The 15,753-nt window shown below is 55.1% G+C and carries 10 protein-coding genes; 7 read left to right on the top strand and 3 right to left on the bottom strand.

The window, feature by feature from the left end; translation table 11 throughout:
• Positions 1 to 2: 2 nt before the first annotated feature.
• The 3 genes from Pla100_RS20355 to Pla100_RS20345 all read left to right on the top strand — a co-directional run bounded on the left by Pla100_RS20355 (position 3) and on the right by Pla100_RS20345 (position 7,063).
• Entirely contained in the window at positions 3 to 3,050 is a 3,048-nt protein-coding gene (locus Pla100_RS20355) for a CRTAC1 family protein (RefSeq protein ID WP_146579558.1), read from the top strand.
• Positions 3,047 to 6,052 carry an FG-GAP-like repeat-containing protein gene (locus Pla100_RS20350; RefSeq protein ID WP_146579556.1) on the top strand — a complete coding sequence of 1,002 codons (3,006 nt, stop codon included), beginning with the start codon at positions 3,047 to 3,049 and terminating at the stop codon, positions 6,050 to 6,052. The genes Pla100_RS20355 and Pla100_RS20350 overlap by 4 nt, the downstream gene beginning before the upstream one ends.
• Before the next feature lie 261 nt (positions 6,053 to 6,313).
• On the top strand, positions 6,314 to 7,063 hold the full coding sequence (locus Pla100_RS20345; protein WP_146579554.1) for a class I SAM-dependent methyltransferase: 750 nt from the start codon (positions 6,314 to 6,316) through the stop codon (positions 7,061 to 7,063).
• A 596-nt stretch (positions 7,064 to 7,659) separates the two neighbouring features.
• Here Pla100_RS20345 and Pla100_RS32305 read toward each other — a convergent pair.
• Complete coding sequence (locus tag Pla100_RS32305) at positions 7,660 to 9,000, bottom strand: methyl-accepting chemotaxis protein (protein WP_146579552.1); 1,341 nt, start codon at positions 8,998 to 9,000, stop codon at positions 7,660 to 7,662.
• A 232-nt stretch (positions 9,001 to 9,232) separates the two neighbouring features.
• On the opposite strand from Pla100_RS32305, the gene Pla100_RS20335 reads away from it, so the two are divergent.
• From Pla100_RS20335 to Pla100_RS20320, 4 genes are all read left to right on the top strand, one after another.
• Complete coding sequence (locus Pla100_RS20335; RefSeq protein ID WP_231603283.1) at positions 9,233 to 10,597, top strand: sensor histidine kinase; 1,365 nt, start codon at positions 9,233 to 9,235, stop codon at positions 10,595 to 10,597.
• Positions 10,598 to 10,707: 110 nt separating this feature from the next.
• Positions 10,708 to 12,117 carry a sigma-54-dependent transcriptional regulator gene (locus tag Pla100_RS20330; RefSeq protein ID WP_146579550.1) on the top strand — a complete coding sequence of 470 codons (1,410 nt, stop codon included), beginning with the start codon at positions 10,708 to 10,710 and terminating at the stop codon, positions 12,115 to 12,117.
• Positions 12,118 to 12,215: 98 nt separating this feature from the next.
• Positions 12,216 to 12,803 (top strand): Uma2 family endonuclease, encoded by a 588-nt coding sequence (locus Pla100_RS20325; RefSeq protein WP_146579548.1) that lies wholly within the window; start codon positions 12,216 to 12,218, stop codon positions 12,801 to 12,803.
• 77 nt (positions 12,804 to 12,880) lie between these two features.
• On the top strand, positions 12,881 to 13,096 hold the full coding sequence (locus Pla100_RS20320; RefSeq protein ID WP_146579546.1) for a hypothetical protein: 216 nt from the start codon (positions 12,881 to 12,883) through the stop codon (positions 13,094 to 13,096).
• A gap of 12 nt (positions 13,097 to 13,108) precedes the next feature.
• On the opposite strand, the gene Pla100_RS20315 is transcribed toward Pla100_RS20320, so the two are convergent.
• The gene (locus Pla100_RS20315) at positions 13,109 to 14,668 is read right to left on the bottom strand and encodes a YihY/virulence factor BrkB family protein (RefSeq protein WP_146579544.1); all 1,560 of its coding nucleotides are present in this window, start codon (positions 14,666 to 14,668) and stop codon (positions 13,109 to 13,111) included.
• Positions 14,661 to 15,644: a 2-hydroxyacid dehydrogenase gene (locus Pla100_RS20310; protein WP_146579542.1), complete on the bottom strand. Its 984-nt coding sequence runs from the start codon at positions 15,642 to 15,644 to the stop codon at positions 14,661 to 14,663. Before Pla100_RS20310 ends, Pla100_RS20315 begins: the two co-directional genes overlap by 8 nt.
• Positions 15,645 to 15,753: the final 109 nt, after the last annotated feature.

Here is a 15,753-nt window from a genome sequence, read left to right as displayed (position 1 = left end):
CGATGAAACGTTGCCAACGATTCATTCATGCCGCAGGCATGATAGCGATGAGGCATTGGTTGGTTCTTGTGATCGGATTGATCACGGTCGGATGTGGCCCAGATCATCCGAATCACGGCCGATCCATTTCAGACCAAACATCATCGAATCCGTCGAGTTTGCTCGGTGACGATGACGAATGGGAGATGGCCCGTGCGGCCTATTCCCGCAAAGACTGGCGTCAGGCGACGAATTCGATTCGACAAGCGATGATTCAACGCCCTGAGTCGTCGGAAGTGTTCGAATTGGCAGGAGATATTTTTCGCCAAACGGGTGAACCGGATGTTGCCACGGAGTCTTACCAAACCGCGATCTCATTGACGCATCGAACGTCTAAACCCTCGCGCGAGTTGCTGGACAAGTTGGCACGCACTTGGATGTCGAGGAACCGACCGTTTGAGGCTTTGGAGGGATTACGAGACATGGTCCGTGACTATCCCCAATCTCAACCGGCACGATCCGACCTTGCCGGATTGCTTGCCCACCTAGGACAAGAACGCGAGGCCGCCGAGCACTTACGTTGGTTGGTGCAACGGGGACACGGTGGAATCGGCGAACTCATGATCCTTGCGGACTTGTCCCGGCCGCAGGTGGATGAAGCGATGTGCCAAGCGGTCCTTCAGCAGCATCCCGCCGAACATCGGGTTCAACTTCCACTCGCCAAACTCGACGCTCACTTCAATCGCTGGGCAAGCGTCGAGAGCCGACTCAGACCGGTCATCGCATTGTCCCAGGCTGGAACAACGGCGACCGCGTTATACGGACGCGCACTCGTCGAATTGGCGGACCAAGTTCGCCTGCAAGCATGGCAGGAACGATTGCCGGCGGGGATCGAACAAGAATCGCAGTATTGGCTCGCTCTTGGGGGCCAATTCGAACGACTCGGCAATGCAGAAGCGGCGGCCCAGGTCTACTGGAATGCGATCGTTCTCGACGAGTTTGATACCGAAGCACTCGGCCGACTCGCGGGATGTTTGGCCGAACAGCATCATCAATCAGACGCCCATGCGCAGATCGCCTCGCGGATCGAGCACATGACTCAACTTCGTCGCGCGATCGACGGTTTGGCAGCCAGCAGTTTTCGATCACAGCAACGCTTCGTCCAGATCGCCCGACTACTCGATTCCATGGGTCGATCGTGGGAAGCCGCCGCGTGGCTTCGTGCCGGTGCGGCGATCGCCGCTGAAGTCGATCCCCAACTGGAGCAGTGCTATCTCTCGATTCGTTCTAGCCTCACCGGCACCACACCGTGGCAGCGACCTGAGTTTCTACTTACTCGGCATGTCAACAAGATTCACCTTGGCAATCCGAAGTGGCCAACCCAAACCAGACCAACGAAGAACCCGCTGATCGAAATCAATCAGTCCGCAAGAGCGGCCGACCAGGTGGTTGGATCGACGATCCGATTTCAGGACGAAGCTTTCGATCGAGGATTGAAACATCGATGCGCGATCAACAAACCACCCGGCGAAGAGTCTGGGCTTTGGATCTATCAATCCATCTCCGGAGGAGCGGGGGTATTGGATGGCGATCTTGACGGGTGGCCGGATCTCTATTTGACGACGATGAATGGTGACCCTCTACAAGACAACTCGGGTCCGAACCAATATTTCCGCAATCTAGACGGAAGTTTTCGCAACGTCACCACTTCGACAGGTGTCGGTGACGCTGGATTTGCCCAAGGTGTCGCCGTTGCCGATTGCAACGCGGACGGCTTTCCCGATCTTCTTGTCGCCAACATCGGCCAGAATCGATTGTATCGCAATAATGGCGACGGGACGTTTGTGGACATTACCGAACAGACGGGGCTAATCGGCCCGCAGTGGACGACATCGGTCGCCATGCTGGATATCAATGACGATGGGCAAACGGACATCTTCGATGTGGGTTACTGCGCCGGCGACGAGGCGTTTGACCAACCCTGCATCCGCGATGGTAGGACCCGTTCGTGTTCACCACTGACTTTCACAGCTCAACGCGATCGAGTATGGCAGGGGCGCCCCGATGGCTCGTTCGAGAACGTTAGCGAACATTGGCTGGGCGAACATGATCCGAGTTGCGGGCTCGCTATCGCGGCGGGGCAATTCGATGAGGCTCACGGCATCGATATCTATGTCGCCAACGACATGTCGGCGAATCACTTTTGGTCGTCGGCGGTCGATTCAGACGGGCTCTTTCGATTGCGAGAACAGGCTTCCGTTCGAGGTCTTGCCGTTGGTGCCCGTTCACTGGCTCAAGCTTCGATGGGCATTGCCGTCGCCGACCCGGATGCTGACGGTGATATCGACTTTTTTTTGACCAACCATGCCGGTGAACCTAACGCCTTTTACGAACAAGTCGCACAGGGCCAATGGGTCGACCGGGCCAACATGGTCGGCTTGGCGGTTCCTTCGGTTCCGATGCTTGGTTTTGGAACGCAATGGTTGGATGCTGATAACTCGGGTTCATTGGAATTGATGATTGCCAACGGGCATGTAGACGACTTCGATCATGTCGGTGATGCCTATCGAATGCCGCCTCAAATGTTTCAGCGATCCGAAGAAGGTGTTTTGACGTTGCTCGACGCGGAGAGTTTGGGACCCTATTTTGAATCCGATCGACTGGGCCGTAGCTTGGTGAACATCGATTTCAATCGTGACGGATTGACCGATCTCGTGGTGACGCATCTGTTCGATCCGGTCGCATTGCTTGCCAATCGCACGCCGACCCCTCACCGAGCGATCACACTTCATTTGAAGAATAAGGGCGGACGTGCCGACGCGTTCGGCTCGATCGTCTCTGTCGAAGTCGAAGGGCGCGTCTATCGTTCTCAGTTGATCGGGGGAGCAGGGTTTCATTGTTCGCCCCAACAAACGCTTCATTTTGGATTGGGGCGATCGACAGGACCCAATCGAGTCAGCGTTCAGTGGGGTGGTGGTCAGAGCGAATCGTTTGGTGAACTCCAAGCGGGCGGTGAGTATTTGTTGGTCCAAGGCGAAGGCGCGGCATTTCTATATTCGAGCCACCGATGAGAACCGCGTCATCTCGATTCGTTTTGAGTGTTATTTTGCCGGCCGTTTGTTCATCGCTGGCATTGGCGATCATTTTGACTTCGACAGGATGTCGTCCATCCTCCACACCGCAAACGCCCGCAAAGGAAACGTCGAGAACGAATCATTGGAACTTGGCCGAGCGGGCGATCCGAATGGGTGACTGGGCAACCGCCGAATCGCGACTCCGCGAGGTGGTGATCGAAGACCCGCAGAACTACGACGCGTTGGAACGTCTCGGTGATCTCGCCTCGCGTCGCGGCCGTTGCGAAGACGCCATCGGGTTTTACCGCGAGATCGTCGATCAAGGCGATCATTTTCGTCCCGAATTGATCGATAAACTCTGTCGTCATCTCATGATCGCGGGAAAACCGTTTGAAGTTGTCGATCTACAGCAAGAATGTCTGATTCGTCATCCTCAGCTTGTCCAACAACGAAGTTCGCTGGCGGGGTTGGCGTCGATGCTCGGGCTCGAGCGGGTTGCCGTCGAACATCTGAAATGGTTGGTGATGCATCAGCAGGGCCATCCCGAAGGACTCACCGTTTTGTCGCATCCGGAGTTTGTTCAGCCGGATCAAGAGCTGTGCGAAGAAGTGCTGCGACGGTGCCCGGAGGACCAACGAGCCCAGTACGGATTGGCGAAACTGGATGCGATGAAATGGAATTGGCGGCAGGTCGCTAGCCGGCTCGAGACGGTCGTAGAACAACATGATCAATTTGTGCCCGCGTACTGTTTGTATGGTCGTGCCTTATTGGAACTCAACGATATCGAGGCGTTCGAGCGGTGGCAAAAACGGCCGCCCGCCGGGGCCGACACTTCACCGGATTTCTGGATGATAGCGGGAATGTGGGCGGATCGAGGTGACGATTCACTTCTGGCTGCTCGCGCTTTTTTGAAATCGATCCGCCTGGGAAATGAAAGTCATTCCGATACGCTGAGGCAACTGGCTCATTCGTTGTCCAAGCTACAACGCGATGCGGAAGCCAAACTGGTTTATCAGCGGATCGGGAAACTGACGCAACTGCACGACGCCACCAAAACACTCTTTGAACGCAGTGGTCAGTCTCAATCGGCCGCCACCGAGGTTGCCAAGGTGATGCACGACCTAGGACGTATCTGGGAAGCTGAAGCGTGGGCACGACTCGCGCTTACTTTACCGCAAGATCGTTCGCTTGAACTTCAAAAACAGTACCTAGCAATTCGATCGAAGATTCGGACCGATACGCCTTGGCGGTTGCCCGGTTCGAGCGTAGGCGACTTTGTTCGACTTGCTGACATCGCCGGCATCACGTGGGAATCGACCAAGCACGAGGTATCACAAAGCGTGGAGCAAGATGAGATAGCTTGCTATGTTCTGGAAGATCACGCGTCGCGGCTTGGCCTCCATCACAGCACCGCACCTTCCTTATCTGATCGTGATATGCACTGGGTTTATCGAAGTCTCGGTGGTGGAGCAGCCACGATCGATTTTGATTTGGACGGGTGGCCGGATCTGGCGTTGGCAGTGCAAACCGGACATCCGTTTCAAGAAGATTCCAATTCCGATCAGATCTATCGAAACCAAGACGGATACTTCGATGAGGTCGCGTCGATGGCGGGTTTCGACTGCCAACATTTCTCGCATGGCATGACAACCGGGGATTACAACAGCGATGGTTTTCCAGACCTGTTTGTGTCGACCATCGGCGTCAATCAATTATTCCGTAACAACGGCGACGGCACGTTCACCAACGTGACCGATCAAGTCGGGCTATCGGGGCAGTTTTGGACGTGTTCGTCGGCCATCGCTGATATTAATGGCGATTCGATCGCGGACCTCTTCGAAGTGAATTACTGCGGCGGATCTCAGTTTCATATGCATCCATGCCGAGATCGAACGACCGGTGATGTGTCGCATTGCACTCCGCTGGATTTTCCGTCACAAACGGATCGAGTCTGGGTCGGTCGGGGCGACGGGAGCTTTATGGATGCCACCGATGATTGGATGAAATCGGATCAACCCGGCCGTGGTTTAGGCCTCGTCGTCGGTCAGTTGGACAATCGACCTGGGATCGACGTCTACGTTGCCAATGACATGACGGCGAATCACTTGTGGTCGTCGGATCATTCAGGTTCAGTATTTGAATTGGATGAAGTCGGCACCCTTTGCGGTGTCGCCGTAAGTGGCCAGTCGCTCTCGCAAGCATCCATGGGGATTGCTGCTGCGGATGCGGACGACGACGGCGATTTGGATCTGTTCGTCACGCATTTTTCCGATGAGCACAACACTTTTTACGAACGCTCTCCCAACGGCTATTGGAGTGATCGTTCGCACCGGGTCGGTTTGGCGGCACCGTCCATGAAATGGCTCGGGTTCGGAACGCAGTTCGTCGATCTTGATAACGATGGTAGTCATGAACTGATCGTAGCCAACGGGCACATCAGCGACTTGGGACGCGATGATGTACCGTATCGAATGCCGGCTCAATTGTTTTATCGTGGAGGCGACCACCAATGGCGAGAGATGTCCCGGGACATGCTGGGTGACTATTTCCGTCAAGGCCACCTGGGGCGATCTTTGATTACCCTCGACGCGAATCGTGACGGCCTCATCGACGTGCTCGTGACCCAGCTTTCCGAAGAAACAGCACTTCTGATCAACCAAACCGGGCGGCCAGTCGACAAGCCGTCTGCAACGATCAACCTGATGCTGCAGGGAACTGGCAGCCACCGCGATGCGGTCGGTGCAGAGATCATGACGACCGTCGATGGAAAAAACGTCTACCGTCAATTGACCGCTGGCGATGGCTACATGGGTACGAATCAAAAGCGGATTAGCATCGGTGGGTTTTCGGTGGGCTCGACCGCCCACGACGTCACGATCCGATGGCCGTCGGGGCAGGTCAACCGATACCATGGTCTCGATCCTGGTAAAGACTACCTCGTTGTGGAAGGGACGCCGCAGCCATACCCCTACTCGACGCCGTCTACTTCGCTTCGATAACGTCCGCCTGCTTAAGGAAATTGCTGATCTTTAACCGGCATTTCCCGCTAGATCATTAGGCTCGTTGGAATGGTGGGCTGGGGGCGATGGCCAGACAATCATAGATCGGACAATCGTCATTGACGGAACAAACCCCACGGTCGCGACCACAAATCATTAGCGACATCTCCAAAAGAGAAGGTGGAAAACTCGTCGAGCTGAAATCAAAAGTAGCTTTCAAGCATTGCTATCTAAAAGCTCGCCCCACTTTCGAGACCGCTCATGCTGACGTTAGATCCTGTCGACTGCGACAAACTCAACCCACAAAACTCGATTCGCAGCCATGCCGGAGCCGGTTTTTTCTGTAATCTGCTCGCTCAAGAGGGATGGCATGATCAATATTCAAAGAAAGTCCTTGTCGCCGGTTGTGGTGCCGGCCATGAGGCTACCGCGATTCAGGCGGAGCTGGATGCCGAAGTGGACGCAGTCGACATTGAAGACTATGTTGGCGACGAACTCAAGGAAACGAGTCCCGTTCGGTTCGACGTCGGAAGTGTTTGCGATCTTCCGTTTGCCGACGAATCGTTCGACGCGATTTTTTACCACCACGTGATCGAACATGTCGATGATCCGGTTGCAAGCTTGGACGAGCTTTCACGTGTGCTCAAGCCCGAAGGATGGCTGTTCATCGGTACGCCCAATCGACACCGTCTGTTGAGTTCGATCGGCGCTCATCAACAGTCCGAGTGGGATGCGACGGTATTCAATAAAGTCAAAGACAACCTTCGCGATTGGAAGGACCGATTGACGGGGAAATTCCGAAACGAGCTCGGAGCGCACGCCGGTTTCAGTCGATCTGAGCTGGACGGCATGTTGGCGAAACATTTTGACTCTCGCCACTGGGTGACTCAAGATTACTTGCGATTCAAGTATCGCGACGGCCGGGTGGCTCCTGTTTTGCCATTGGTAACGCGACCCGAAATCTGCTGGTTTGCAGCCCCTGCGATCTATGTGATGTGCCGCAACTCGTAGCGTTCAGCGTCTCGGAGAGATGCTGCGACGCGAGTTTAGCCCGAGAACTTCGTAGCCGTTCACGGCCTTTGGCCGTAAACGAGCATTCTTAGTCATAATCTTTTTCTTAAACCTAATCTGAGCTTTCGAGTCGTTTCGATGGCACCGATCGCCTCAAAGACGAAATCGCTCGTGATTCGCGAAGCCGGATTCTATATTGTCCGGCTATGGATGCTTAAGACAAGCCGATCAAGGCATTCGGAGTGAAGCAGGCATGCGTGATCACGAACGCATGAGGACGATGATTGGAACCTGCAAGAAGCAAAATCGCAGTGTGTTCGATTTCCTTCAGGTATCGATTTCAGCCGAGCTCGCTGGCGAGTCATCGCCAAGCTTGATCGTCTGAGCGGTCTTTGCGAAAGGCATGGGCCAGCGAAAAGCACCCAGAGCCATGACTGACTTTTCGCCAGTACGCATTCTCTGCCTCGTACTCGTGCTCAATAAAACGGAGCTTGTGCTCGAAACCGGGCGTCGATCGAGCACGAGTAGGCTTGAGATTAACGGTAACCGTTCAAGGCCGAAGGCCGTGAACGGTTGCAAAACGTCTGTTTGGATGCTTAGTGCATTGCAAGTAGCAGTTCTGCACTCGAGCTGAGCCCGGTCATGACGATCGATTGCTCTTCCACCGACGAAGCGACGCTATCGGTATTGGCGCTGACCTCGGAGATCCCGTTGCTAATCGCGTCAATGCCCTTAACGACAGTATCGACGTTGAATTGTATCGCCTCGACGCTTTTCCGAATATCGTTCGTGGCGACGCCCGTTTGATTCGCGAGAGCCTTGACCTCGGTAGCGACGACGCTGAAGCCACGTCCTGCTTCGCCTGCACGAGCGGCTTCGATCGTCGCGTTGAGAGCAAGTAGATTGGTTTGATCGGCTAGGTCCTGAATCAAGTCAACTACTTTGCTGATACAACGACTACTTTCGGCGAGGTTTTTGACTTCGTCGGCAGTCCGCGATGACAAGCACTCCGAGTCGCGAGCGAGAGTGGCTGTTCGAGTGATTCGTTCGGAGATCTCACTAATGGCTTGCGACATTTCCCGTACGCCCATGGCGACCGAGCCGCCTGCCTCACGAGCTTGCCGTTTTGAGTTAACTTGATCGGTGATGTTACTGACACGTTTGATTACGCCGACAACGTTTCCATTCAGATCGAAGCTCGGGCTGTAGGCGCCATACAACCAGAGTTCATTTCCTCGACTATCGATCCGGCGAAACTCACCCTGATGGAACGTGCCGTTTGCAAGGTCTTCCCAAAACTTTCTGTATTCGGGCGTGGTTGCTTCACCCTTGGGCATGAACATCGAGTGATGCTGCCCGCGAATTTGATCGATCGAATAGCCGATCGTGGTTAGAAACATCGAATTCGCGTCGATGATGGTGCCGTTGGGTGTAAACTCAATCACTGCCTGCGTGCGATCGCGAATTTCCTGTTCGTGATGCTTAACTTGAGTGATGTCGTTAGCGAGTTTGATCACTCTCTGCACGGTACCGGATTCGTCAAGAACGGGGGTGTAGATTGCTTGCAACCAAATTTCACGGCCGCCCTTTCCGAAACGTTTATATTCAGAGCTTTTGAATTGGCCATTCTTTAATTCTGTCCAGAATGTTTGATACCCCGGTGAACGAGCGTAGGTCTCATCAACAAACATTCGATGATGTCGTCCCGCGATCTCGTCCAATGTGTATCCGACCGCTCGCAGAAAATTCTCGTTCGCATGAATGATCGTACCGTCGGGCTCGAACTCAATCACCGCTTGTGAGCTTTGAATGGATTCAAAAACTTGATTGAGGTTTCGTCTTTTTTGCTGCTCTTCTTGAAGTTCTTGCCTGAGCGAATGGATTTCTTCGTTGAGCGAATCTACGCGATCATTGGATTTTGATTTCAGAGTTAGCATTACTCAAACCTGATTGGGGGAAACAGACAGTGATGAAAGGTATATCGGGAGCCGAAGTCTTCGTCATTCCTGCAAGCAGTCAAGTTTTCGTCACTTTCAAACCGTAGTAATGAAGGTAATTCCATCGGAAGAATTGATAAAAACGATATCTCTTGCACAATCATCATTCCGCCGTGCAGATAACGGAGGATGCCGAAACAGCTCAGAGTTGCGTGACCACTTACGGGGGCAGATGAAAAAACCGCCGATCGCGACGGAAATGCCGCCGATCGAATTGACCTATACTGTCCAAGTGGAAACGCTAACTCATTTTCGCTCGCTTCGATTTCGGCTGTTGGCCCCGATGGTGACTGCTGCCTTGTTTTCGGCGGTCTTGGTCGCGGTCGCATCGTATTGGCTCGGCGATCGATGGGCCGATGAGGAATTGCAGAAGCGGTTTGCGGGAATTGAACAATCGCTGTCCACGTCGACCTTTCCGTTGAATCCGACGGTATTTGAACTGCTCGCCGATCTGACGCAGACTCAGCTTATCGGACTCGACGCGTCCGGAAGGGTGACCCACAGCACCATCGAACCGGATGGTTCCAAACGCGATGCCTATCGCATATTCCGATTCCCGATTCGCAACGGATCACAACGCCAGGATCGTGTCACCGAAGTCGAGGTTTTGTTTGACAATCGCCAGATCGACGCCAGTCGCCGCCGGGCCGCGATCCTGCCGATGGTCACGGGGCTGTCGACCATCTTGGCTCTCAGTAGCATCTCATTGATCTTGACATCGCGTATCGCAGGTCGCGTCGGCCGATTGCAACAACGCGTGCAACGGGTCGCTGGTGGAGACTTCGAATCCACGGTGTCCGATCAAGTCGATGACGAGATCGGTCGTTTGGGCGGAGCGGTCGACGCAATGGCCTCGCAGTTGAGTCAACTTTGGAAACGGGTCAACCGTCAACAAAGTGAAAAACTCTTGCACCAGATCGCCGGCGGGATGGCTCACCAGCTTCGCAACAGTCTCACCGGCGCGAGAATGGCCGTCGAACTCCATGCTCAACAGTGTGACGTTCGGGACGACGAAACGATCGCGGTAGCCATTCATCAAATCGAAGCCTCCGAAGACTACGTGCGACGCTTGCTGTTGGTCGCGTCGGGTCGTCAAGACGAGGATCGACCTACCAAAGTTCGGCTTTGTTTCGACGACGCTCGCGGAAGCTTGACGCCGACCGCCCGTCACTTGCGAGTGAACATTCGTTGGACCATCGATGACCAGATCGACAACGAACAGGTGCAAGACGGCCCGACTTGGATGGCCGCCGCAAATAATCTGATCCATAACGCCATGCAAGCCGGCGATGAAATCCACGTGTCGCTGACGAAGTTAAGCGATCATAGGATCCGTTTAACGGTTAGCGACAACGGCCCGGGAATCGATCATCGTGTTGCCGAGGAACTGTTCGAGCCGTTTGTCACATCCAAACCGGAAGGCATGGGACTGGGGTTGTCGGTGGTTCGTCGTGCCGCCGAGCGGCTCGGGGGCGAGGTCCGTTGGCGGCGTGAAAGTAATCGAACCATTTTTGAGTTGGAGGCGAAACTCGTCTAGTGCTTGATCAGGCTTCAATCTTAGCGTTTCGCTAACATAAGATTGAAGCTTGGCAAACGGCTTGCCTTTTGTTCATTGGCACCTGCGCAACAGCGTCGAGAATACTACTGATGACCAATCAACACACCATTCTTGTTGTCGATGACGAGCCATCGATTTGCTGGGCCCTTGAAAAGATGCTCTCAGGTGAAGGACATCATGTTGTGACCGCCTCGAGTGCCGAAGAGGGATTGCGACTTGCCGGGCAGCACGAGCTTTCGATGGTGATTCTCGATGTGCGGTTGCCGAAACAGGATGGCATCACCGCTTTGCCCGGTTTCTTGAAAGCGACGGACAATGCCCCCGTTGTCATCATCACTGCTTTTGGCGACCTCGAAACGGCCGTCGCGGCCGTTAAGAACGGCGCAACCGATTATTTGACTAAACCGTTCAAGCTTGATGATGCATTGCGGATATGTCGCCTGACATTGCAAAAGTCCGCCCAACGATCGGTTCTCAAATCCACACCACCGATGCCGCTCGGCTCGAGCGACTTAGTCGGTGTTTCGCCGCCGATGCAGAAGGTGTTTCGGCAAATCGCGTTGGTCGCCGACAGCGATTTGTCCGTTCTCATCACGGGAGAAACAGGCACCGGTAAGGAATTGGTCGCCGCAGCGATCCATCGTCATAGCAAACGAGCCGGTCGGGTTTACATCCCGATCGCCCCGGTGGCGTTGAATCCGGATTTGATCGAAAGTGAATTGTTCGGTCACATCCAGGGTGCGTTCACGGGGGCTAATGACGACCGAGCCGGTCTGTTCGAGCGGGCCGAGGGCGGCACGGTGTTGTTGGACGAGATCGGTGACTTACCGCTGGCGGTGCAAGTGAAGTTGTTGCGAGTTCTCGAACAAGGCCAATACAGTCGCGTGGGGGACACCCGCCCGCGAACAGCGGATGTTCGGGTGCTTGCGGCGACCAACAGTGACCTGCACGCCGAGGTCACTTCGGGGCGGTTTCGTGACGACTTGTTTCATCGTCTTACCGGCGTGCAGATTCACTTACCGCCGCTGCGCGAACGTATCGAAGACATAGGACCCTTATGCGCACATTTTCTCGAACAGATGAGCTATGTGGAAAATCGACTGGATGAATCGTTACTCAATGAACTTCAATCGCGTCCTTGGCACGGAAATGTTCGCGAGCTGAGAAACGCGATTGGTCACGCCGCCGTCGTCGCGCGAGGCCGACCGTTGACGATCGCCGATTTTCCAACTGCGAAACCGGGACGCGTATCCGAACCCGAATCACCCAGCCAATCTCTCGAGAAAGTCATCGCGACTTGGGCGGAAATCGCGATCGCGGAGAAAGCCGATACGATCAATCTGCACGGTGAATTCTTGGCGGCGGTCGAGCCGACTCTGTTGAATGTCGTTTTAAAGCACACCGGCGGCAATCGAGCCAAAGCCGCCGAGATGCTTGGTATCCACCGCGGAACACTGCGTGACCGATTGAGAGCATACGGCATGGATGATATGGCTTGAGCCATTGCCATGCGGCATGTCGGTCGATTGAAATCGACCGGGATGGCGACTATGGTAGATAGGTTACTTTCTCAACACTCGGCTGAGCTTTGAACTCCATGTCCACCGCGACCTCTTTCGCATCGGAACTCGCCATGCCGTTGCCGATCCACCGTTTCTCGGTGCAGCAATATCATCAACTCGGCGAACTGGGCGTCCTGAAACCGGAAGACCGCGTCGAATTGCTCGAGGGATGGATTGTCGAAAAAATGAATCAACGCCCCATTCATGGCTTCGCAGTCCGATATCTCGACCAGTGGCTTCAAGCATTCTGCTTGGTGGGCCATATGCTTCAATGCCAACTTCCCATCACGACCGAGTCAAGCGAACCGGAGCCGGACTTGGCGGTTGTGAAAGGGCAAAACTCGGATTACCGAGAACGTTACCCGAACGGTTCGGAATGCCGACTAGTCATCGAAGTGGCCGACACGTCGTTGGCCAAAGATCGAGCCAAGGCATCGATCTATGCGACGTCCGGCGTCCAAGAATACTGGATCGTCAATTTGGTTGACAACCAACTCGAATGCTATTCCGACTCTGACGCAGTGCGGTACCAAACCCAAACAACCTTGACCGCCGGTCAAACCAAAGAAACCCAAATCAGCGACACGCTGATCCGATTGGAACTGGACAAGCTGCTAGGTTGATGAACCATCTCCCCTGCGGACGTTCAGTTTGAGCCCATGCGATCAACATTATTTGTGCCCAAATAGGAGCGACCATTGTGGATAGAGAAGAACTGAATGAGTGGATTCGTACCGGACCGGTTCGAATCACCATGAACAGCGGCGACCAAATCGAAATTTTTCACCGTGAAATGGTCACTGTTAGCTCGATGTCAGCGGTGGTATTGGTCAAGAGCGAGGATGGCCGTTATCGCCACCACGTCTTGCCGCTGGTGGCCATGAGCAAAGTAGAGCAACTCGAACCATCAACGTGAGATCGGTGTACGTTAAAGCACATCGGCCAACGTTCGATCGCCCGCCGCTTCGCGTTCGGCTTGCTTGAGATTGGCGAGTGTTTTCCAGGCCTTGTGGTCGTTCGTGATGCGGCATCGGTGCGCCAATGCCAAGACGTCGCGGATGAAAATGGTTTCGGCCGGTTTGGCGAGCGTTAAATGATCTTGTTCGTCGTCGCTGCCGGTGACGCGGCGCAAACATCCCGCTTGGATCAATTGGTTCTCCATTTCGTGAATCATGCGACCGGGCAGACCTAAACGCTCGGCGAGTTCTTGCCGACCGATCGTGCGTCCGTCGCGAAACGCGAGTCCGACCTCCGTCATGATCGGCAACATCCAATCCGGGTCGCCCGATTGGCCGGCGTCGCGAACGTGCAACGTTTGACGCAATCGTTTGCCTCGCATCGTTTGCAAGGTGTGCGTGAGTGTTAAGCCGAACAACACGATCAACCAAGTCACGTAGACCCAAAACAAAAACAGTGGGATCAAACCGAGTGATCCGTAGAGCGCCGAGTAGGGAACCGCTTTGCTGACGTAGATCTGAAAACCGTACTTGGCGAACTCCCACAACACCGCCGCGACGCCCGCGCCGATCGCGGCCGCTCGCAACGACACGTGCGTGTTGGGCATCAACGCGAATAACAAGAACATCAAAACCCAACCGGCCAGCAACGACAACAAGTGCTGCAAGAACCACAACGGTTGACGGCCCGCGCCGATCGTGCCGAACCAATCGATGACTTGACCGGACATGTAAAGGCTCAGGGCGAGCAACCCGCTGCCCAACGTGATGATCGACCAATGGATCGCCAAACGTAGGTGAATCGGACGTTGGCTTGGGGCGTCGTAGATGATGTTGAAGAGGTGTTCGACCGAATCGGCGAGGGCGATTGCGGCATAGAGAAACAGCAACAAGCCGACCACACCGATCGACGCGAAATCCAGCGAGGCGATCTGCGAGGTCGCTTGGCTGAGCGTCCGGCGAATGCTGGCTCGGGCTCGGATCGCGGTGGCCGTCTCGTCGGCTTTGTCTTGCACCGTCTTGGCGAGTACTTCGTCGATATCTTCCTTGTCGACCTTGTCGTCACCGTCAATGGTTCCATCTTCTTGAACCGACCTCGGAGAATCGGGGAACGGTTGATCGGGGTCGGGCTTGGCCGCATCGGCGACCATTTGGTTGCTCTCGTTGGTAGCGTCTTGTTGGATCGCTTGTTCATCGGCGGCGTCCTCTTCGATGACTTCTTCGCTGAGGTACTCAGTCGGGATTTCGGGCACTCCGAAGAACGAATAAAGCGGTCCTTCGACTCGTGATTGAACGTCTTCCAAACCGCCCACGACGCGAAACATGACCAAGCCCAGCACGACGACCGGAATCAACGAAAAGATCGTACGGTAGGTCAGTTCGGCCGCCATGCCCTCGGCTCGGCGTTCCGACAACTGTTGAGCGCAGTGATTCACCAGGTCCCAAATGTAGCGGAGTTGATGTTGGCGGCGGGACAACTCTTCGCGAGGTCGTCGAACGGCATCGAACAGATAGGCAAGCCAATCACGCAAGGTTCACCTCGCATCGCAGCGATTCGCCGCGGAGTCCATGCAAGACATTATCCACGGCGATTTCAGCCATCGCGTTGCGGCTGCGGTCGGTGGCGCTGCCGATATGCGGAAGGATGATCGTGCGCGGGTGGCGAACAAGAGGGTGCTCATGCGGCAACGGTTCTGGCGACGTCACGTCCAAACCAGCGGCGAACACTTTTTGCGAATTCAAGCCGTCTAGCAGCGCGTCTTGGTTGATGATTTCACCACGGGCCGTATTCACGATCACCACACCATCCTTCATTCTGGAAAACGCGTCGGCGTCGAGCAAACCGGCCGTCGCGTCGCACAACGCCACGTGGACGGAAATGAAATCGCTTTGGGCAAGCAGTTCATCGAGATCCACATGACGACCGCCCAGCGATTCATCGACGTCGTCCTGGACGGTGCGGGAGGTGTACAGCAGCGGCATGTTCCACCCGCCGACCATCCGCCGGGCGAACGCTTTGCCGATCCGACCCATGCCGATCACACCAAGTGTCTTGCCCGCCGGTTCGATTCCCAACAACCCGGTCGGCTCCCACGTTTTCCAGCCGCCGGTTTGAACTTGGTTGGCCGCTTCGCGGACTCGCCGTGCGGCCGCGAGCAGTAACGTGACCGCCAAATCAGCCGTCGCGTCGGTCAACACGTCGGGCGTATTGCCCACACGGATGCCACGCGCGCCGGCGGCGGCGACATCGATATTGTTGTAACCGACCGCGTAGTTACTAATCACTTTCAGGTTCGGCCCCGCTGCATCCATCACACTGGCGTCGATTCGATCGCTCAACAAGGTCAGCAACCCATCGCACTGGGCCACCCCGGCGAGCAGATCGTCACGAGAAGGAGGCATCGAATCGGGCCAAACCGTGACGTCGGCGACCCCACGCAAACGGTCCAAGTGCAAGCCGGGCAGCCGGCGGGTAACAAAGATTTTCGGTGTTTTGGTGTCGTTCATGAATAGGCAATTCGAGTAACCTGGGCTTTCCAACTGAAAAAGATGATACGATGAAACGTTGGTCGAGCCCACCTCGATCGAATTTCATGCCACCATATGTCCACGCGTT

This window comes from Neorhodopirellula pilleata (genome assembly GCF_007859915.1).
Lineage (GTDB): Bacteria > Planctomycetota > Planctomycetia > Pirellulales > Pirellulaceae > Rhodopirellula > Rhodopirellula pilleata.
The sequence above is the reverse complement of the archived record's forward strand: the minus strand, read 5'-3'. Positions and strand labels throughout refer to the sequence as shown.

Coding starts and splice junctions, on each gene's coding strand:
- Pla100_RS20355 (WP_146579558.1), top strand. CDS start 3: ATGAAACGTTGCCAACGATTCATTCATGCCGCAGGCATGATAGCGATG.
- Pla100_RS20325 (WP_146579548.1), top strand. CDS start 12,216: ATGTCCACCGCGACCTCTTTCGCATCGGAACTCGCCATGCCGTTGCCG.
- Pla100_RS20310 (WP_146579542.1), bottom strand. CDS start 15,644: ATGAACGACACCAAAACACCGAAAATCTTTGTTACCCGCCGGCTGCCC.
- Pla100_RS20350 (WP_146579556.1), top strand. CDS start 3,047: ATGAGAACCGCGTCATCTCGATTCGTTTTGAGTGTTATTTTGCCGGCC.
- Pla100_RS20330 (WP_146579550.1), top strand. CDS start 10,708: ATGACCAATCAACACACCATTCTTGTTGTCGATGACGAGCCATCGATT.
- Pla100_RS20345 (WP_146579554.1), top strand. CDS start 6,314: ATGCTGACGTTAGATCCTGTCGACTGCGACAAACTCAACCCACAAAAC.
- Pla100_RS20335 (WP_231603283.1), top strand. CDS start 9,233: ATGAAAAAACCGCCGATCGCGACGGAAATGCCGCCGATCGAATTGACC.
- Pla100_RS32305 (WP_146579552.1), bottom strand. CDS start 9,000: ATGCTAACTCTGAAATCAAAATCCAATGATCGCGTAGATTCGCTCAAC.